The following is a 20,365-nucleotide window of genomic DNA, read 5'->3' on the forward strand; positions in this document are numbered from 1 at the left end:
AAGACGAACCGCAATGCGGCGAGCCCATGCGATGGCCTTCGGCGGCGAGGCGGGAAAAGACGGCGTGCGATTCGCCCTCTGGGCCCCCACGGCACAGAGCGTCGCCCTGGTGGTCGATGGGACGGACCACGACATCCCGGATGTCGGCGAGGGTTGGCGACGCGTGACCCTGCCGGGCGTGAAAGCCGGGGCACGCTACGGCTACCGCATCGACGACGATCTCGTGGTGCCCGACCCGGCGTCGCGGTTTCAGCCCGACGACGTGTCCGGCCTGAGCGAGGTGATCGACCCGCGCAGCTTCGACTGGAGCGATTCCGACTGGACCGGACGTCCGTGGGAGGAAACTGTCCTCTACGAACTCCATGTCGGGACGGCGACGCGAGAGGGCACCTACGCGGCCCTCGAAGGCAAGCTCGAGGAGCTGCGCGACCTCGGCGTGACCGCCATCGAACTTCTGCCGCTGGCCGACTTCAAGGGCACCCGCAACTGGGGCTACGACGGCGTGCTGCCCTACGCGCCGGACGGTGCCTATGGCCGCCCCGACGATCTCAAGCGCCTCGTCGACAAGGCGCATTCGCTCGGCCTGATGGTCTTCCTCGACGCGGTCTACAACCACTTCGGGCCGGCCGGGAACTACCTCCATGCCTATGCCAAGACGTTCTTCACGGAGCGGCACCAGACGCCGTGGGGTGCGGGCATCAACTTCGACGGCGAGACCAGCGGCCGGACGGTGCGGGACTTCTTCATCGAGAATTCCCTGTACTGGCTCGAAGAGTACCACTTCGATGGCCTGCGCTTCGACGCGGTGCACGCCATCCTCGACGATTCCGAGAAACACTTCATCGGTGAGCTCGCCGAGACCATCCGGGCGCGTCTGCCCGGCCGCCACATCCATCTGGTGCTGGAGAACGAGGCCAATCAGGCCAAGTGGCTGGAGCGCAAGGACGACGGCCAGCCCGTCCAGCACACGGCGCAATGGGCCGACGACCTGCACCATTGCTGGCACGTGCTGCTGACGGGCGAGGAGGCCGGCTACTACGAGAGTTTCGCGGACAAGCCCGTCGCGCATCTCGCCCGCTGCCTGTCGGAGGGCTTCGCCTACCAGGGCGAGCCGTTCCCGACCCTCGACAACCACCCGCGCGGCGAACCCTCGGCGCATCTGCCGCCGTCGGCCTTCGTCACCTTCCTGCAGAACCACGATCAGGTCGGCAACCGGGCGCTCGGCGAGCGCCTGAGCGCGCTCTCGGACCCGGCCAAGCTGGCCCTCGCCCGCGCCGGCCTGCTGCTCAGCCCGCAGATACCGATGCTGTGGATGGGCGAGGAGTGGTCGGCGACGGCGCCGTTCCTGTTCTTCGTCGATTTTGCGCCGGACGAGGAGCTGAACAAGGCCGTCCGCGAGGGCCGGCGGCGCGAGTTCAAGAGCTTCGCGGCGTTCGCGGACGACACCTCGGTGATTCCCGATCCGACGGAGGAGAAGACCTTCACGGATTCGCGGATCGACTGGTCGGAGATCGAGCGTGCGCCGCATCGCGGGGTCTGGGCTGACACCCGCAACCTGCTGCAGATCCGGCATCAGACCGTCGTGCCGCTCACCAAGACCGCCTATCGGGGAGCAACGGCTTCCCTGCCGCGTCCGGACGCCGTGGAGTGCACGTGGCGCTACGACGGCGGCTGGCTTCGCTTCGTTGCCAACTTCGGCGACGCGCCGCTCCAGACGGCGCGCGGCGGCGGCCAGATCGTCTGGTGCAACGGCGCCGACGTCGTCACCGGGCAGACCATCGAACTCCCGTCCTGGACGGGCATCTTCCTGACGGGTGTGAACTGATGAGCCGCGACCTCGAACGCCTCGCCGATCTCCTCGGCGTCGCCCCCGGCTACACCGACGCCTTCGGGCAGCCCGTCGAGACGAGCCTGGAGACCCGGGCCGGCATGATCGCCGCCCTCGGCTTCCCGGTGGGCACCGATGCCGAGATCGCCGGGAGTCTCGCGGAAGTGACGGCGGTCCGCGAGGGCCTCGTTCCGTCGCTCCTCCCGGTCGAGGCCCGACGGGCCACGCGGGTACCCCTGCGGGCGTCGGCGGCCGGCACCCTGGCGTGGCGTCTCGTCGACGAGCGCGGCCATGTCCGCGAGGGCCGCGTCGCGGTTTCGGCCTCAGGTGACGCCGGCTTCGAGCTTCCGCCGCTCACGCCCGGCTACCACCGTCTGACCGCGACCCTCGGCGAGCACCGCGCCGAGTCCTGGGTCATCGCCGCGCCGCAGCGCTGCTGGCGTCCGCGCGCCTATGCGGACGAGGGTGCGCGCGATTGGGGGCTCGCGGCCCAGCTCTACGGCCTGCGCTCGCCGGACAACCTCGGCATCGGCTCCTACGCGGATGCCGGGCGGGCCGCCCGCGACGCCGGCCTGCGCGGCGCGTCGTTCCTCGGCCTCAGCCCGGTCCACGCCCTGTTCGCCACCGACCGCACCAAGATCTCGCCTTATTCGCCGTCCTCGCGCCTGTTCCTCGAGACCCTGTTCATCGAGCCCGGTGTCCTGCCGGGCTTCGTCGGCTCGAAGGCGGCCGCCCTCCTCGATTCCATGTCCGCCCGCGTCGAGGCCCTGCGCGAATCGAAGCTCGTCGACCACGCCGGTATCTGGGGCGTGCTCTCGCCGGTGCTCCGCGCCCTGTGGCAGGAATCCGCCGTCCGCGATGGCACCGATGCGCGCTTTGCCGCCTTCCGCACCGCCGGGGGGGCCGATCTCGAAGCCCACGGCACGTTCGAGGCGCTGGCCGAACATTTCCAGGGCCAGGGCGCCCAATGGCTCGGCGATTGGCCGGAAGAGTTCCAACGCAACGGCACCGAGGCCGTGCGGGCCTTCGCGGTCGAGCACGCCGAGGCCGTGACCTATCACGTGTGGCTCCAGTACCTCGCCGACCGGCAGCTCGAAGAGGCATCCGAGATCGCGCTGGGCACCGGCATGCGTCTCGGCCTCTACCGCGACCTCGCCGTGGGCGCCGATCGCGGCGGGTCCGAGATCTGGTCCCACCCCGAGCGCTTCGCCAACGGCGTCTCCATCGGCGCCCCGCCCGACCTGCTCGCCCCGAAGGGCCAGGATTGGGGCCTCCCGGCCTTCCATCCGCTGGAACTGGAGCGGGACGGGCTCGCCGCCTTCCGGGCGCTGGTCCAGGCGAACATGCGCCACGCCGGTGCCATCCGCATCGACCACGCGTTCCAGCTCGCCCGCCTGTTCCTGATCCCGCTGGGCGCCACGGCCCAGGCCGGCGCCTACGTGGCGATGCCGTTCGAGCCGATGCTGGCCGTGCTGCGCCTCGAGAGCCACCGGGCGAAGTGCCTCGTCATCGCCGAGGATCTCGGCACGGCGCCCGAGGGCTTCTCCGATGCCCTGATGCAGGCCGGAATCCTGAGCTACCGCATCCTCGCCTTCGAGCGCGAGCAGGGCGCCCGCTTCAAGCCGCCGGCCGCCTACCCGCGCGAGGCGCTGACGGCCATCACCACCCACGACCTGCCGACCTTCCTCGGCTGGTGGCGCGGCGTCGACACCGACACCCGTCAAGCGCTCGGCCTCTACGATTCCGAGCGCGCCGACGCCGAGCGGCGCGAGCGCGTCGACGAGCGCACCCGCCTCACCGAGGCGTTGGCCGCCGAGCAGTTGCTGCCGAGCTACGATCCGCCGGAAGCCGCGCCCCTCGAAGCCGCCGCGCGCTACCTCGCCCGCGCGCCGTCGATGCTGACCGCCGTGCAGTACGAGGACGTGGTCTCCGAACTGTCTCAGGCCAACGTGCCGGGCTCGACGGAGGGCTATCCGAACTGGCGGCGCAAGCTCGACCGGACCCTCGAGGCCATCGCGGCCCCGGGCGGCCCCCTCGCCAAGCTTGCCGCCTCCCTGGCGGCCGAGGAACGCGGGCCGCGCTCGGGTGCCGCGCGCCTCGCCTCGGCCCCGCCGCGCGCCACCTATCGCCTGCAGTTCCACAAGGACTTTACCTTCGCGGACGCGGAGAAGATCGTTCCCTACCTGGCGAAGCTCGGCATCAGCCACGTCTACGCCTCGCCGATCCAGAAGGCGCGGCCGGGCTCGACCCACGGCTACGACATCGTCGATCACGCCACCATCAACCCGGAGCTCGGCGGCGAAGATGGCTTCGTGCGCTTCTCCGAGACCCTGCACGCGGCCGGACTGAAGCTGCTCCTCGACATCGTTCCGAACCACATGGGCGTCGGCGGGGCCGACAATCCGTGGTGGCTCTCGGTGCTGGAATGGGGCGGCCTGTCGCCCCACGCGGATGCGTTCGACATCGACTGGTCGCGCCTCGGCGCGAACAACAAGCTCGTGGTGCCGTTCCTCGGCGACCGCTACGGCGAGGCCCTGGAGAAGGGTACGCTCGAACTGAAGTTCGACCCGCAGAAAGGCGCCTTCAGCGTCTGGCACTACGAGCACGAATTCCCGATCTGCCCGCAGCAATATCCGACCATCCTCAACCGCTCGCTAGCTGCGCTGGGCGACATCGAGGACGCGGCGGCCCTCGAAGTGCTGGGGATCTCCGAACGCCTGCGCCTCATGGGCGAGGAGACCAATGGGGAACGTCGCATGGCTTTCCCGGCCGAGGCCGAGGACCTGAAGGAGCGCCTCGTCGAGGCGGTGGCGGCGTCGCCCGCCATCGCGGAGGCCATCGGGCGGACCCTTCGCCTGTTGAACGGCGCCAAGGGCCATCCCGATAGCTTCGGGCCCCTGCACCGCCTGCTGGAACAGCAATCCTACCGGCTCGCCCATTGGCGGGTGGCGGCGAGCGACATCAACTATCGCCGGTTCTTCGACGTGAACGGGCTCGCGGGCCTGCGCGTGGAGAAGTCGGATGTGTTCCAGCGCTCGCACGAGACGGTGTTCCGCCACATCCGCGAGGGCCGCATCGACGGCCTGCGCATCGACCACATCGACGGTCTGGCCGATCCGCAGGGCTACGCCCGCGCCCTGCAGGCCGCCGTCGGCCCCGGCTTCTACGTCGTCGTGGAGAAGATTCTGGAGCCCGGCGAGCGCCTGCGGCCATGGCCCGTCGCCGGCACCACCGGCTACGACGTGCTGAACCAGCTCGACGGCATCCTGGTCGACAGGAGCAAGCAAGCGGCGATCCGCGACCTCTACGAGGCGCGCACGCATTTCGACGAGCCCTACAAGTTCATGCTGCGGGCCGCCAAGGCCGAGATCCTCGAGATCAGCTTCGCTTCGGAACTCGAGGTGATGACCTCCGACCTCAAGGCCGTGGCCGATGCCGACCGGCGCACCCGCGACTTTTCGGTGAACGCCATCCGTCGGGCGCTCATCGAGATCATCGCGCGTTTCCCCACCTATCGCAGCTACCTGCCGGGCGACCTCGACGAGAGCGACGTCGAGGACGAGGATGTCCGCCTTATCGAGAACGCTGTGAAGAAGGCCAAGCGCTGGAGCGCCCTGCCGGACCGCTCCGTGCACGACTTCGCCGCCGACGCCATGCTGGGCCGCATCGACGTCACCGGACCGGGCCGCCCCGATCCGGCGGTGATCCTGCGCTTCCGTCGCCGCTTCCAGCAGCTCACCGGCCCGGTCATGGCGAAGAGCCTGGAGGACACGCTGTTCTACCGCTTCTCCGAATTGCTGGCGCTGAACGAGGTCGGCGGCGATCCGGGCGAGTACGGCATCGACGCGGAGCATTTCCACGCCCTCCAGGCGGCCCGGGCCCGCGACTGGCCCAACGCCATGATCGCGACGGCGACGCACGACACCAAGCGGGGCGAGGACGCCCGCTCGCGCCTGCTCGCCCTCTCGGAGATGCCCGGGGACTGGGCCGAGGCCTGGACCACGTGGCGGGAATTGGCCGGGCCGCACCTCACCACCATCGACGGCGAGGCGGTGCCGGATGCCAACGACCAATGGATGTTCTTCCAGGCGATCCTGGGCGCGTGGCCGCTGGAATTGCTTGACGACGACGAGCCCGCGGCCATTGAGGATTTCCGCACGCGCCTCGACGCCTATTCCGAAAAAGCCCTGCGCGAGGCGAAGCGCCGGTCGAGCTGGGTCAACGTCGACGAATCCTACGAGGGCGCCGTCCACGCCCTCTTCGCCAAGCTCGTGGTCCCGGGGTCGGAGTTCCTGGCGCGGATGCGGCCCTTCGCCAAGCGTCTGGCGCATCTCGGCATGATCGCGGGCCTCGGCCGCACGGTGCTGAAGGCGACCCTGCCGGGCCTGCCCGACACCTACCAGGGCACGGAGTTCTGGGACTTCTCGTTCGTCGATCCCGACAATCGTCGCCCGGTGGACTATCCGGCGCTGGCCCGGTCCCTCGAACAGGGCGGCGACGTCGCCGACCTCCTGGCGCATTGGAGCGACGGACGGGTGAAGCAGGCGACCCTCGCCCGGTTGCTCGCCGACCGCACCGAGCGGCCGGCCTTCTACGCCGAGGCGGACTACCAGGCCGTGGTGCCGACCGGCGGGCGCGCCGCCCATGTCATCGCGTTCACACGTTCGGATGCGACGAGTGGCGCGGGCGACCTTCTGGTGGCCGTGCCGCGCCTCGTTTCCGACCTCGTCGGGGATGCGGTGTGGAGCGGGGCGGGGTTCGCTGGAACATACCTGCCGGTGATGGCTGAAAGTGCCTGGATCGACCTCGTCACCGGGGAGACCGCCGAGGCGACGGACGGACGAATCGAACTCGACCGCCTGTTCGCGCGTCTGCCCTACGCGGTCCTGAAGCGGACGGCTTAAACGCCTTTCACAACCCTCCCCCCTGCGGGGGAGGGTTCCTGCGGAGCAGGCGGGAGAGGGGACGCCCCCTCCGGACACCGCGCTCCCCTCTCCCGACCCGCTTCGCGGGCCACCCTCTCCCGCAGAGGGGAGAGTGAAAGCGCCAGACACCAAACCCCAATGGAGCACGCATGAACGCACCGAGCCCCGCAACGCGTACCGCCCCGCGGACCGACGCCGGCGTGGTGACGCTCCCGCAGAGCCTCGCACCCCGCGCCGAGGGACCGCGCATCTACAACCTGTTCCCCCTCCTCGTCGGACGGGTCTCGGCCTGGACGGCCGAACTGCCGCGCATCGCCGGCCTCGGGTTCGACTGGGTGTACCTCAACCCGTTCCACCAGACCGGCGGCTCGCGCAGCCTCTACGCGGTGGCCGACACCGACCGCCTCGACGAGCGCTTCCGCGACCAGGACGGCACCTCCGACGACGAGCAGATCCGCCGGTTCTGCGCCGCAGCCCGCGCTCAGGGCCTTTCGGTGATGACCGACCTCGTGGTCAACCACACCGCCCGGGACGGCGCGCTCGCCCGCGACCGGCCCGACCTGTTCCTGCGCGACGCCGACGGCGAGATCGAGAGCCCCTACGCCGTCGATCCCGACGATCCGAGCAAGCGCACGGTCTGGGGCGATCTCGCCGAGCTCGATTATCACACGGACAAGAGCCGCACGGAGCTGACCGCCCTGTGGTCTGGCTACGTCAACCGCCTGCAGGATCTCGGTGTCGCCGGCTTCCGCTGCGACGCCGCCTACAAGGTGCCGGCCCCCGTGTGGCGCGACCTGATCGGGGCCGCCAAGGCGGTGGAGCCCGGGTGCCTGTTCGCCGCCGAGACCCTCGGCTGCACCTTCGAGGAGGCGCAGGCGACGGCGGGCGCCGGGTTCGACTACCTGTTCAACAGCTTCGCCTGGTGGGACCTCCGGGCTCCCTGGGCCCTGGAACAGTACGACCGCCTGCGCGTCGTCGCCCCTTCCATCGCGTTCCCCGAGAACCACGACATGGCCCGCCTCGCTGCGGATCTCGACGGCGATGCCGAGGCCGTCGCCCGCCACCTCAAGGCCCGCTACGCGCTCGCGGCCTTCTTCTCGGCCGGCGTGCTCATGCCCATCGGGTACGAGTGGGGCTACGCCAAGAGCCTGCACGTGGTCGAGACCACCCCCGAGGCCCGTGAATCCAGCACCGGCATCGATATCTCTGCCTATGTCACCGCCATCAACGCCCTGCGGGCCGAGCTCTCGGCCGCCAACGTCGAGGGGGCGCAGGCGCGGATCTCGGCTCCCGACGCGGATTTCGTCGCCCTCCTGCGCTTCGACACCGGCCACGGCGCCTCGGCCCGCAACGCCGTGCTGGTGCTGCACAATCCCGGCGCGACGCCCGTGACGCTGGACGCCGCCCCCCTCGTCGCCCGCACGGGCGGGATGCTCGGTGCCTTCACCGACCGCACGCCGGACGTCGCCCCCATCGCGTTCACGCCCGGCATCAGCATCGACCTGCAGCCCGGCGAGGTCCGCATCCTGAGCGCCACCCGCGACACGGTCGCGAAGGAGCCGCCGCTCACCACGCCGACGGGCGAGGGCCGCGTCGTGATCGAGGCGGTGTCGCCCGAGATCGACGGCGGCCGCTCGGCGGTCAAGCGCGTGGTCGGCGAGAGCGTCCACGTCACCGCCGACATCTTCAGCGACGGCCACGAGATCATCGACGCCGAGATCCTGTCCCGCGTCGTCGGCGAGGAGATCTGGGCCTCCGACCCGATGGCGTTCATCGAGAACGACCGCTGGGGCGGGCACTTTCCCCTGGAGCGCAACGGCCGCTACGAGTTCACCATCCGGGCGTGGCGCGACGCCTTCTCGTCCTGGATGCGCGATACCCTGAAGAAGCGCGACGCCGGGGTCGACGTCCAGCTGGAGACCGTCGAGGGCATCGCCTTCGTGGTCGACGCCACCGACGAGGCCGACGGCGCCGATCGCGAACGCCTGAAGGCGCTGGCCACCGCCTTGGACGCCGAGACCACGGGCTCGGCGGCCCAGCTCGATCTCATGCTGGCGCCGGAGAACGCCCGCCTCGTCCGCCGCTACGCACCGCGGGTGAACCTGTCGCGCTATCCCGTCAACGTGCCCGTCATCGCCGACCGCCTCGCAGCCCGGTTCTCGGCCTGGTACGAGATCTTCCCGCGCTCGCAGTCCATGGACGTCAGCCGCCACGGCACCTTCGACGACGTGATCGCTCGCCTGCCCGAGATCCGCGAACTCGGCTTCGACGTGCTGTACTTCACCCCGATCCACCCCATCGGCAAGACCAACCGCAAGGGCAAGAACAACACCCTCAAGGCGCTGGAAGGCGATGTCGGCTCGGTCTACGCCGTCGGCTCGGAGGCGGGCGGGCACGAGGCGGTGCATCCCGACCTCGGCACCCTCGACGATTTCCGCCGGCTGGTGGCGGCGAGCCACGCCTACGGCATGGAGATCGCCCTCGACTTCGCCATCCAGTGCTCGCCCGATCACCCCTGGATCAAGGACCACCCCGAGTGGTTCGAGTGGCGGCCCGACGGCACGCTCAAGTTTGCCGAGAATCCGCCGAAGAAGTACGAGGACATCTCCAACGTCCACTTCTACGGCGGTGCCCTGCCGTCCCTGTGGATCGAGCTGCGCGACATCGTGCTCGGCTGGGCCGCCCTGGGTGCCCGCATCTTTCGCGTCGACAATCCGCACACCAAGCCGATCCCGTTCTGGGAGTGGATGATCGGGGAGGTGAACGGCCGCTACCCGGACGTGATCTTCCTCGCCGAGGCCTTCACCCGGCCCAAGATGATGAAGAAGCTCGCCAAGGCCGGCTACCAGCAGAGCTACACCTACTTCACCTGGCGCGACACCAAGGCCGACCTCATCGCGTATTCCACCGAATTGGCGGGTGAGATGGGCGAGTATTACCGGCCGAACTTCTTCGCCAACACGCCCGACATCAACCCGATCTACCTGCAGACCAGCGGGCGGGCCGGATTCGTGGTGCGCGCCACCCTGGCCGCGACGCTGTCCAGCGTCTGGGGCATCTACAACGGCTTCGAACTCTGCGAGGCCGCGCCCTATCCCGGCAAGGAAGAGTATCTCAACTCCGAAAAGTACGAGCTGAAGGCCTGGGACTACGACCGGCCCGGCAACATCCGTGAGCACATCGTCAAGCTCAACCGCATCCGCCAGGACAACCCGGCCCTGTGGGATTTCCGCAATGTGGTGTTCACGGGCGCCTACAACGACGAGATCATCGCCTACGCCAAGACGACGCCCGAGGGCGACAACTGCATCTTCACCATGGTCAACCTCGACCCGAAGAACCGCCAGGAATGCACCTACGAGGTGCCGCTCTGGCTTCTCGGCCAACCCGACGACGGCGCCGTCGAGGTCGAGGACCTGTTGCTGGGCTACACGTTCGAACTGCGGGGCAAATCCCACCGCATCGCCTTCGATCCGGCCGAGCGTTCGGCCATCGTCTGGCGCCTTCGGGCCCCGCGCCGGGTTGCGCCTTGAACGCACCCATGTCAGCAGAAACCCCGGCGATCGGACCCGATCGTCGCGGTGTCGCCTCAGTGTCGGCGCCTATCCCTCCGACGGACGCCGCACCCGGCGATCCCCGTACGGGCCCCGGTGCGCACACTCCGACCACGCCCTTGAACTCGATGCATGAGGCAACGACGCGATGATCGATCGCAGCGATCCGCAATGGTACCGTGACGCCATCATCTATCAGATCCACGTCAAGTCGTTCTTCGACTCGAACAACGATGGGATCGGCGATTTCGAGGGCCTGACGCAGAAGCTCGACTACGTCCGCGACCTCGGGGTCACGGCGATCTGGCTGATGCCGTTCTATCCGTCGCCCCTGCGCGACGATGGCTACGACATCGGCGACTACCGTGAGGTCAACGCCTCCTACGGGACCATGGAGGAGTTCCGGAAGTTCGTGGAGGCCGCGCACGAGCGCGGCCTGCGCGTCATCACCGAGCTCGTCATCAACCACACCAGCGACCAGCACCCCTGGTTCCAGCGCGCCCGCGAAGCGCCGGCCGGGTCGCCGGAACGCGACTTCTACGTCTGGTCGGACACCGACACGCCGTATTCCGACACGCGCATCATCTTCCTCGACACCGAGACGTCGAACTGGACCTGGGACCCCGTCGCCAAGCAATATTTCTGGCACCGGTTCTACAGCCACCAGCCGGATCTCAACTTCGACAACCCGGTCGTGCTGGAGGCCGTCATCGAGGTGATGCGCTACTGGCTCGACATGGGTGTCGACGGTCTGCGCCTCGACGCGATCCCCTACCTCATCGAGCGCGACGGCACGAACTGCGAGAACCTGCCCGAGACCCACACGGTCATCAAGGCGATCCGCGCCGCCCTCGACGCGAGCTATCCCGACCGGATGCTGCTGGCGGAAGCCAACCAGTGGCCGGAGGAGACGGCGCAGTATTTCGGCGACGGCGACGAATGCCACATGGCGTTCCACTTCCCCCTGATGCCGCGCATGTACATGGCCATCGCCCGGGAAGACCGGCACCCGATCACCGACATCATGCGCCAGACCCCGGAGATCCCCGAGGGCTGCCAGTGGGCCATCTTTCTGCGCAACCACGACGAGCTGACCCTGGAAATGGTCACCGCCGAGGAGCGTGATTACCTCTGGTCGTTCTACGCCGCCGAGCGCCGCGCCCGCATCAATCTCGGCATCCGGCGCCGCCTCGCGCCGCTCCTCGAGAACGACCGGCGCAAGATCGAACTCATGAAGTCCCTCGTCCTGTCGATGCCGGGCACGCCGGTGTTGTACTACGGCGACGAGATCGGCATGGGCGACAACATCTATCTCGGCGACCGCGACGGGGTGCGCACCCCGATGCAGTGGTCGCCCGACCGCAACGGCGGCTTCTCCCGGGCCAATCCGGCGAAGCTGTTCCTGCCCTCCGTGCAGGACCCGATCTACGGGTTCGACGCCATCAACGTCGAGGCGCAGACCCAGTCGCAGACCAGTCTGCTGAACTGGACCCGGCGCATGATCGCCATCCGCAACAACTCCGTCGCCCTCGGGCGCGGCGGCATGCAGTTCCTGTATCCGTCGAACCGCAAGGTGCTGGCCTGGATCCGCGAGTTCGAGGGCGAGCGCGTTCTGTGCGTCGCCAACCTGTCGCGGGCGCCGCAGGCGGTGCAGCTCGATCTGTCGGAACTGCGCAACGCCGTGCCCATCGAGCTCACCGGCGGTTCGGAATTCCCGGCCATCGGCGAGCTGCCCTACCTGCTGACGCTACCGAGCTACGGCTTCTACTGGTTCTCCCTGAGTGCCGCCAACACCGGCAGCATCGGCCCGCAGCCGGAGACGCCGGAACTGTTCACCCTCGTGCTTACCGGCGGCATCGACACCCTGATGGCGGGCCGCGAGCGCACCGCCTTCGAGCGCACCGTGGCGCCGCGCTTCATCGCCACCCGGCGCTGGTTCGGCGCCAAGGGCTCGCGCATCAAGTCCGTGCAGGTCATCGACAGCGTCGCTCTCAAGGACGACACAGGCGAGGCGCGCTTCCTCCTGCCGCGCGTGGCGGTCCATCTCGCCAACGGCGAGCGGCAGGATTACTTCGTGCCGGTCGCCGTCGACGAGGGCCGCGAGGACGAGACCCTGATGCCGTTCGCCGTGGCCCGCGTCCGGCGCGGTCCGCGCACGGGCCTGCTGTTCGGCGCCTCCGCCTCGCCGGCCTTCGCCGTCGCCATGGTGGAAGGCATGCGGGAAGGCCGCGAACTGCCCACCGAGACGGGCAAGCTCGTGTTCTCGACCACCTCCGCCTTCGACCCGGCGATCACGTTCGATGCCGGCGAGGTGCGCAACCTCAGCGCCGAGCAGAGCAACACCTCCATCGCCATCGGCTCCAAGATGATGCTGAAGCTGCTCCGGCGGCTCCAGACCGGCGTGCATCCCGAGATCGAGGTCGGGCGCTTCCTCACGGAGACGGCGCATTTCTCCAACACGCCGGCGCTGCTGGGCGTGGTCGAGCATGTCGATCCCGACGGCGTCCGCACCGCCATCGCCGTTCTGCAGAAGTTCGTGCCGAACCAGGGCGATGCCTGGACCCTGATGCTGGAAGGCCTGCGCCGCGACTTCGACACGGTGGTGCTCGCCCCCGAGAGCGAGGCGCCGACGCCGGACGAGGCCTTCGAATCCCACCTGCGCTGGGCGGTCCTGCTCGGCCGGCGCACGGCCGAGATGCACAACGCCTTCGCGGTGGAGACGGACGACCCGGCCTTTGCGGCCGAGCCGTTCGAGCATGCGGACCTGCAGGCGCTCGGCGAAGACACCCGCCGTCAGGCCGAGCGCGCCTTCCGGGGCCTCGACGCCCTGGCGGGACGGGCGGCCAACGTGGCGAGCACGGAACTCGCCGGCCGCCGCCGCGAGGTCGAGGACGCCATCGAGGCGCTCACGGCCCGGGCACCCGTCGGCGCGATGAAGACCCGCATCCACGGCGATTACCACCTCGGCCAGGTCCTGGCCGCGGAGGACGACCTCATCATCGTCGACTTCGAGGGCGAGCCCTCGCGGCCGGCCGACGAACGCCGCCTCAAGTCGACGCCCCTGCGCGACGTCGCCGGGATGATGCGCTCGTTCGCCTACGGTGCAGAGACCGTGACCCGTGAGATCGCCGTGCGCTTCGCCGATTCGGAGGAGCGGGCACGCCGGGCCTCCATCGCCTGGCGCGGCATGATCGATGCAGCCTTCCTCGACGGCTACCGGGAGGCCGTGTCCGTGAGCCGCGCCGCCGTTACGGACGCGGAGACGGAGAGCCGGTTGCTGAAGCTCTGCCTCCTGACCAAGGCCCTCTACGAGGTCGATTACGAGGCGAACAACCGTCCCGACTGGATCGAAATCCCCGCACGTGGGGTTCTGACCATTCTGGACGACATCAAGAAAGGCGTTTGAATGACGGGCATCGACGAGACGTTCGCGGGCCGCACCGGGCACGCATCGGCAACCTCGGGGGCCGCGAACGTAACGCCTGTTGCCACGGGCACGCGGGCGCCTGCTGAGACGCGCGGCGTGCACCCCGACGCGGTCGCCGCCATCATGTCGGCGAACCACGGCGACCCGTTCTCGGTGCTCGGCCCCCACGAGGTCGGGCCGGGCACCTGGGAGGTTCGGGCCGTGCTGCCCGAGGCGAAGGGCGCCACCCTGCTGACGGCGGGCCAGCGCATTCCGTTCGAGCGCAAGCACCCGGACGGCTTCTTCGTCGCCCGGGTCGAATCCCAGGGCCGCCCGCTCTACGAACTCGCCGTCGAGGACTGGGACGGCACCGAGCGCACCCGCCACGACCCCTACGGCTTCGGCTCGTCCCTGGAGCAGCACGACATCGACGCCCTGCGCGAGGTCGGCAGCAACGTCACCTACCGCATCCTCGGAGCCCAGGCGCGCGACGTCGACGGAATCCAGGGCTTCCGCTTCGCCGTATGGGCCCCCAACGCCCGCCGGGTCAGCGTGGTCGGCGACTTCAACGCCTGGGACGGCCGGCGCCACCCCATGCGCCTCTGGCAGAATGGCGGCGTCTGGGAGCTGTTCATCCCCGGTCTGAAGGCCGGCGCGCACTACAAGTTCGAGCTGCGCGGCCCCGACGGTACGGTCCTGCCCCTCAAGGCCGATCCCGTCGCCTTCGCGGCGCAGCACCCGCCGGAGACCGCCTCCGTGCTCCAGGGGACCAGCACCCCGACCTGGAGCGACGCGAAGTGGATGGAGACGCGCGGGGTCAAGGACCCGCGCTACGTGCCGATCTCGATCTACGAGGTCCATCTCGGGTCGTGGGCGCGGGTGGCCGAGGAGGGCAACCGCTACCTCACCTACAAGGAGCTCGGCGACCGGCTCATCCCCTACGTGAAGGACATGGGCTTCACCCACATCGAGATGCTGCCGATCACGGAATTCCCGTTCGACGGCTCGTGGGGCTATCAGCCGGTCTCGCTGTTCGCGCCGACGAGCCGGTTCGGCACGCCCGACGACTTCGCCGCCTTCGTCGACGCCGCGCACGCGGCCGGCATCGGCGTGATGCTCGACTGGGTGCCGGGCCACTTCCCGCTCGATGCCCACGGTCTCGGCCAGTTCGACGGCACGCACCTCTACGAGCACGCCGACCCGCGCCAGGGCTTCCACCAGGATTGGGGTACCTACATCTACAATTTCGGCCGCACGGAGGTCTCGACCTTCCTCGCCGCCAACGCCCGGTTCTGGCTCGAACACTACCATCTCGACGGCCTGCGCGTGGATGCCGTCGCGTCGATGCTCTACCTCGACTATTCGCGCCGGCAGGGCGAGTGGATCCCCAACCGCTACGGCGGCAACGAGAACCTGGACGCCATCGACTTCCTGCGCAAGACCAACGAGGCCACCTACAGTCACGCCCCCGGCACCCTGACGGTGGCGGAGGAATCGACCTCGTGGCCGGGCGTCTCGCATCCGACCTACACCGGCGGCCTCGGCTTCGGCTTCAAGTGGAACATGGGGTGGATGCACGACACCCTGAACTTCGTCTCGAAGGAGACGATCCACCGGCGCTACCACCACCACGACCTGACCTTCGGCCTGCTCTACGCCTTCTCGGAGAACTTCATCCTACCCCTGTCCCACGACGAGGTGGTGCACGGCAAAGGCTCGCTGCTCGGCAAGATGACCGGCGACCGCTGGCAGAAATTCGCCAATCTCCGGGCCTATTACGGCTTCATGTGGGGCCATCCCGGCAAGAAGCTGCTCTTCATGGGCTGCGAGTTCGGCCAGGAGAAGGAGTGGAATCACAACCAGTCCCTCGACTGGCACCTCCTCGACGATCCGCATCACCAGGGCGTCAAGGATCTGGTGCGCGACCTCAACCACCTCTACGCCGCCGTGCCGGCCCTCCACACCCGCGACACGGAAGCCGCCGGCTTCCAGTGGCTGGTGGCCGACGACCAGGACAACAGCGTCATCGCCTGGGCCCGCAAGGGCCGCGAGGCCGGCGAAGTCGCCATCGTGGTGTCGAACTTCACGCCCGTGGTGCGCGAGGGCTACCGCATCGGCGTGCCGGAGGCGGGCTTCTATCGCGAGGCCATCAACTCCGACGCTGAACGCTACGGCGGCTCCAACGTCGGCAATATGGGCGGTGTCCGGGCCGAGGCGGTGCCGAGCCACGGCCAGAGCCATTCTCTCAACCTGACGATTCCGCCGCTCGCCACGACGATTTTCGTGCGCGAAGACTGAGTCGGGTTCCTACGCGGGTTCCATGAAAAGCCGGCGGTGTCCTCGCAACGCCGCCGGCTTTTTCGTAGGCCCATGGCCTCAGCCATCCTCCAGGGGGAACCGCTCAGCGACCCAATAGGGTTCGAGGGGGCTGCCGACGATGTTCTCCGCCTCCCACCGGTGCAGGAGCGCGGCCAACCCCGCCCGATCGTCGGCCATCAAGGGAACGCCGACCTCGCAGAGGCGGTCATACATCGGTTGGCGGCGCGCTTCGTCCAGGATGCGGTCCGGGCGATAGTAGCCGTCGGTCTTCGCCCACATTGCCCGCGCTGCGTCGAGTTCGCCAAGGGCAATGGCGGTGATGAGATGCCAATACGGATGGAGATGCCCAATCGTGGCAGGGCGCGTACGAGCGAAGTTCAGGCACTTGCGTGTCGTATCCAGGGGTCGAAGCGTCGCGATCGCATCGGCTTCGACCCGCGTGACAAAGTCAGCGTACATCGTCGGATCAGACCAGAACCAACCTTGCCCTCCCGCGAAACCAGCCGATCGCCATATCCGGTCACTGCAGCGGCCGAGTCCCTCCCACGACCAAGTACTGGGCATAAAGAACTCGGACAGATGCCACCTGACGACACACCAATCCGGATCGCTGGTTCGGTCGATCAAAACGAGTCGCCCAACCGATCCCACCGGGCGAAGCCAGAGTGTCTGGTGTCCCACGAGGACGAGGTCCGGGTTCCTTTCCAGAAGTGGCTGCACCAGGCTCTTGATCTGACGCTTCGTCGTCATGGCTGCGGCTTGATCTGGTTCATGATGATACCTCGGGACTCAGGATAGTTAAGCTTGGCAGCTCTCACCAGACGCAATGCCCGCTTGGGCTCCAGATATGTATTCCCTGTTTTAATATCGTAGATACAAACCATATTTTTTCGAGTTAGTTCATAAATATCCAGCCGTATTGTATCCAATCTGCCTTATTTCAGCTCTTATCCATCATCATTCAAAGAAAATTCGACCTTCACGTTAGGATAAATTCGAGCAAGGATTGTTCGTCCAGCATCAAGATGGATCATACTCCCAAGTCTGGTATTATCCAGAAGCGGGTTCAGAGCCTTTAACCGCTTGGCCGCTTCGTCCGTCGTCGCCTGCACCGCGCGATTGAGAGGGCACTCTTGGTCGAGGGTCGCCTGGTCGACCCTGCCGACCCAAGCGAGCGGGTAGTTCTTTCCCGCATACGGTTCGAAATGGTAGCTCATGACCGTAGTTCCGGGGGCCTTACCGAAACTCGGCCCCCGCGCGGCGAGGTAGGCGAACAGGAACGCCGACGCTTCCAAAGTCGCCGCCGGGTGCGACGACGAACGGCACGACCGGCAGGAAGACCGGCCGAATCGTCGCTTCGGGCGGGGTCCCCGATCCCGCGAACGTCGCGCGCGAGAGCACCTCGCCGGTCTGTCCGTCGCGGATGGTCTGGACGTCGCCCTCGGTCTCGAACAGGCGGCTCTCGCCGTCGGGCGTGATGACCCGGTGCTGCTCGTCCCAGTCGCCACGTCCGGAGCGGACCCGGATCGACAGGACTTCGCCACCGCCCTCCAGCAACGTCCGCTGCTGCGTCTGCGTCGGTGCACCGCCCCCGCCTCCGGACGGGCTCCACTGCCCGCCGCCGCCCTGGCCCGCCGGAACGCGGGGCTGATTTGGGTCGTACTTCCGCATCAGGTGGCGGACGCGGAGCAGCTTCGTCTGCGTGGTCAGAAGGGCGAGGCGAAGCCGCATCGCTTCGAGATCATGGGTCGTCCGAGGATAGGTGGCTCGGGCGCGCGCTGGCATGGCGAACACCTTTGTCCATGAAATGTTCTACCGTAAGATGCACAAAATAGGAAATTATTCAAGATAAATCGGCTCTGCCCGCGCGTCCGCTGGCGAGTGCCCGAACGAAAAACGCCGCCCCGGAAACGGGACGGCGTGATGGTAACACTGCAAAGAACCCGGTCCGCGAGGGACCGGAGGAGGGGACTCAGATGGCCTGATGGCGCGGCAGCAGCTTGCGGTTCACCAGCATCTCAGCGATCTGCACGGTGTTGAGGGCGGCACCCTTGCGCAGGTTGTCCGACACGCACCAGAACGCGAGACCGTTCTCCACGGTGGCGTCCTCGCGGATGCGCGAGATGTAGGTGGCGTCCTCGCCCGCCGCCTCGTGCGGGGTCATGTAGCCGCCCGGCTCGCGCTTATCGACCACGAGGATGCCGGGGGCCGAGCGCAGGATCGCCCGGGCCTCGTCGGCGGACATCGGGCTCTCGAACTCGACGTTGACCGCCTCGGCATGGCCGATGAACACCGGCACCCGCACGCAGGTGGCCGTGAGCTTGATCTTCGGGTCGAGCATCTTCTTCGTCTCGGCCATCATCTTCCACTCTTCCTTCGTGAAGCCGTCTTCCATGAAGACGTCGATCTGAGGGATGACGTTGAAGGCGATGCGCTTGGGGAACTTCTCCTGCACCATCTGACCGGCGGTGAAGACCGAGCGGGTCTGCTGGAACAGCTCGTCCATGGCGTCCTTGCCGGCGCCGGAGACCGACTGGTAGGTCGAGACCACCACGCGGGTGATCTTCGCCACATCGTGCAGGGGCTTCAGGGCGACGACGAGCTGGGCCGTGGAGCAGTTCGGGTTGGCGATGATGTTGAGCTTGGAGAAGCCCAGGATCGCGTCCGGGTTCACCTCGGGCACGATGAGCGGCACGTCCTGATGGTAGCGGAACGCCGACGAGTTATCGATGACGACGCAGCCGGTCTGGCCGATGCGCGGCGACCATTCCTTGGAGGTCTCGCCGCCCGCCGACATCAGGCAGATGTCCGTGTCGGAGAAATCGTAGGAATCGAGCGCCTGCACCTTCAGGATCTTGTCGCCGAATGAGACCTCCTGCCCCATGGAGCGGCGCGAGGCGATGGCCACCACCTCGTCGGCGGGAAACGCCCGCTCGGACAGGATATCCAGCATCTCGCGGCCCACATTGCCCGTGGCACCGACGACGGCGACCTTGTAACCCATGATCCTCACCAATCCGCTCGAAGCGCCCGGCCCGGGGCCGGCGCCCGGCACGAGCGCGGCAGCACCATTCGGGATCGGACGCCGTGTCCAGACCCTCCCCGCCGTGCGCCGCGCCGCCCCTTCGGGTGGTGCGGTCGCCTGCCGGCCGCGGAGGTCACACCGCAGCGCGGCATGATTCGTCAAGGGCGGGAGCAAGACGCCTTGCTCCCGAACCTGTCAAGGGTTCGGAGCCCTGGGGAAGGGCGCCTACGCCACCCGCGCCGGCCGCTGCGCGAGACCGTCGCGGATCTCGGCCAGGATCGCGTAGGAGCGCCGGCGGGCCGCCGGATCGTGGATCGCGCTCGCGACCATGAGCTCGTCCGCTCCGGTCTCGGCCACCAGATCGACGAGGCCCCGCGCGACGGTCTCGGGCGACCCGACGAGGGCGCGGGCGAGCATCCGCGAGGCCTGGGCCTTCTCCGCCGGCGACCAGTAGGTCTCGATGCTGTCGATGGGGGGCTGCAGCAGGCCGCGCGTGCCGCGCAACAGGTGCGTGAACTGCTGCTGGGCCGAGGTGAACAGACGGCGCGCCTCGGCATCGGTGTCGGCCGCCACCACGTTCACACCGATCATGGCGTGGGGCTTCGGGCACTGCGGGGAGGGGGTGAAGTCGGCGCGATACGTCGCCAGGGCCGGCAGCAGGGCGTCCGGGGCGAAATGCGACGCGAAGGCGTAGGGCAACCCGAAGGCGGCGGCGAGTTGCGCCCCGAACAGGCTCGACCCCAGGATCCACAGGGGCACCTTCAGCCCCGTGCCCGGCACGGCCTGCACCGCCTGACCCGGCTGGAGATCGCCGAACAGCGCCTGGAGTTCACGCACGTCCTGCGGAAAGGTGTCGGCTGCCTCCGGCATGCGGCGCAGGGCCCGCGACGTGCGCGGATCGGTGCCGGGCGCGCGGCCGAGGCCGAGGTCGATCCGGCCGGGATACAGCGCCTCGAGGGTGCCGAACTGCTCGGCGACCACCAGAGGCGCGTGGTTCGGCAGCATGATGCCGCCGGCACCGACGCGGATGCGCTGCGTGCCGCCCGCGAGATAGCCGACCACCACCGCCGTGGCCGCGCTGGCGATGCCGATCATGTTGTGGTGCTCGGCCACCCAGTAGCGCCGGTAGCCGAGATCCTCCGCGTGTCGGGCGAGCGCGAGGGCGTTGCGCAGGGCATCCCCGGGGGTCGAGCCCTCGGGCACCGGGGCGAGGTCGAGGACGGAGAGCGGAATCATAGCGTGTCGGTATCCCTGATCGCGCCCGAGCTCGGACCTGAACGTCCCCCGTTCGAGAGATCGCGACGGGGA

The 20,365-nt window shown here is 68.3% G+C and carries 10 protein-coding genes; 5 read left to right on the forward strand and 5 right to left on the reverse strand.

Annotation, left to right across the window (positions count from 1 at the left end; all coding sequences use genetic code 11):
- Window positions 1-13: 13 nt before the first annotated feature.
- The 5 genes from treZ to glgB all read left to right on the forward strand — a co-directional run bounded on the left by treZ (window position 14) and on the right by glgB (window position 16,011).
- A complete protein-coding gene (gene treZ, locus ASF25_RS04330) occupies window positions 14-1,825 on the forward strand; it encodes a malto-oligosyltrehalose trehalohydrolase (protein ID WP_056303478.1) in 1,812 nt (603 codons plus the stop codon).
- Complete coding sequence (locus ASF25_RS04335) at window positions 1,825-6,732, forward strand: malto-oligosyltrehalose synthase (protein ID WP_056303480.1); 4,908 nt, start codon at window positions 1,825-1,827, stop codon at window positions 6,730-6,732. The genes treZ and ASF25_RS04335 overlap by 1 nt, the downstream gene beginning before the upstream one ends.
- A 170-nt stretch (window positions 6,733-6,902) precedes the next feature.
- Window positions 6,903-10,286 (forward strand): maltotransferase domain-containing protein, encoded by a 3,384-nt coding sequence (locus tag ASF25_RS04340; protein WP_056303482.1) that lies wholly within the window; start codon window positions 6,903-6,905, stop codon window positions 10,284-10,286.
- A 169-nt stretch (window positions 10,287-10,455) separates the two neighbouring features.
- Window positions 10,456-13,713: a maltose alpha-D-glucosyltransferase gene (treS, locus tag ASF25_RS04345; protein ID WP_056303484.1), complete on the forward strand. Its 3,258-nt coding sequence runs from the start codon at window positions 10,456-10,458 to the stop codon at window positions 13,711-13,713.
- Window positions 13,714-16,011: a 1,4-alpha-glucan branching protein GlgB gene (gene glgB / locus ASF25_RS04350; protein WP_056303486.1), complete on the forward strand. Its 2,298-nt coding sequence runs from the start codon at window positions 13,714-13,716 to the stop codon at window positions 16,009-16,011. It begins immediately after the preceding gene.
- A 78-nt stretch (window positions 16,012-16,089) separates the two neighbouring features.
- Here the strand turns inward: glgB and ASF25_RS22550 are convergent, their stop codons facing one another.
- From ASF25_RS22550 to ASF25_RS04370, 5 genes are all read right to left on the reverse strand, one after another.
- Window positions 16,090-16,782, reverse strand: a complete 693-nt coding sequence (locus tag ASF25_RS22550) for a hypothetical protein (RefSeq protein ID WP_156368858.1) — start codon at window positions 16,780-16,782, stop codon at window positions 16,090-16,092.
- Between the two features lie 197 nt (window positions 16,783-16,979).
- Entirely contained in the window at window positions 16,980-17,249 is a 270-nt protein-coding gene (locus ASF25_RS22555; protein ID WP_156368859.1) for a hypothetical protein, read from the reverse strand.
- A 19-nt stretch (window positions 17,250-17,268) separates the two neighbouring features.
- Entirely contained in the window at window positions 17,269-17,763 is a 495-nt protein-coding gene (locus tag ASF25_RS04360) for a hypothetical protein (protein WP_056303490.1), read from the reverse strand.
- A 241-nt stretch (window positions 17,764-18,004) separates the two neighbouring features.
- A complete protein-coding gene (locus tag ASF25_RS04365) occupies window positions 18,005-19,036 on the reverse strand; it encodes an aspartate-semialdehyde dehydrogenase (protein WP_056303492.1) in 1,032 nt (343 codons plus the stop codon).
- 246 nt (window positions 19,037-19,282) lie between these two features.
- Entirely contained in the window at window positions 19,283-20,293 is a 1,011-nt protein-coding gene (locus ASF25_RS04370) for an LLM class flavin-dependent oxidoreductase (RefSeq protein ID WP_056303494.1), read from the reverse strand.
- Window positions 20,294-20,365 lie beyond the last annotated feature (72 nt).

Origin of the sequence: Methylobacterium sp. Leaf100, assembly GCF_001422845.1 — a bacterium.
In the GTDB taxonomy this organism is placed as follows: Bacteria; Pseudomonadota; Alphaproteobacteria; order Rhizobiales; family Beijerinckiaceae; genus Methylobacterium.

What these genes read in the sequence shown, in the direction of transcription:
- ASF25_RS04340 (WP_056303482.1), top strand. Translation starts at nt 6,903, where the DNA reads ATGAACGCACCGAGCCCCGCAACGCGTACCGCCCCGCGGACCGACGCC.
- ASF25_RS04360 (WP_056303490.1), bottom strand. Translation starts at nt 17,763, where the DNA reads ATGCGGCTTCGCCTCGCCCTTCTGACCACGCAGACGAAGCTGCTCCGC.
- ASF25_RS04365 (WP_056303492.1), bottom strand. Translation starts at nt 19,036, where the DNA reads ATGGGTTACAAGGTCGCCGTCGTCGGTGCCACGGGCAATGTGGGCCGC.
- treZ (WP_056303478.1), top strand. Translation starts at nt 14, where the DNA reads ATGCGGCGAGCCCATGCGATGGCCTTCGGCGGCGAGGCGGGAAAAGAC.
- treS (WP_056303484.1), top strand. Translation starts at nt 10,456, where the DNA reads ATGATCGATCGCAGCGATCCGCAATGGTACCGTGACGCCATCATCTAT.
- ASF25_RS22555 (WP_156368859.1), bottom strand. Translation starts at nt 17,249, where the DNA reads ATGAGCTACCATTTCGAACCGTATGCGGGAAAGAACTACCCGCTCGCT.
- ASF25_RS04335 (WP_056303480.1), top strand. Translation starts at nt 1,825, where the DNA reads ATGAGCCGCGACCTCGAACGCCTCGCCGATCTCCTCGGCGTCGCCCCC.
- ASF25_RS22550 (WP_156368858.1), bottom strand. Translation starts at nt 16,782, where the DNA reads ATGACGACGAAGCGTCAGATCAAGAGCCTGGTGCAGCCACTTCTGGAA.
- ASF25_RS04370 (WP_056303494.1), bottom strand. Translation starts at nt 20,293, where the DNA reads ATGATTCCGCTCTCCGTCCTCGACCTCGCCCCGGTGCCCGAGGGCTCG.
- glgB (WP_056303486.1), top strand. Translation starts at nt 13,714, where the DNA reads ATGACGGGCATCGACGAGACGTTCGCGGGCCGCACCGGGCACGCATCG.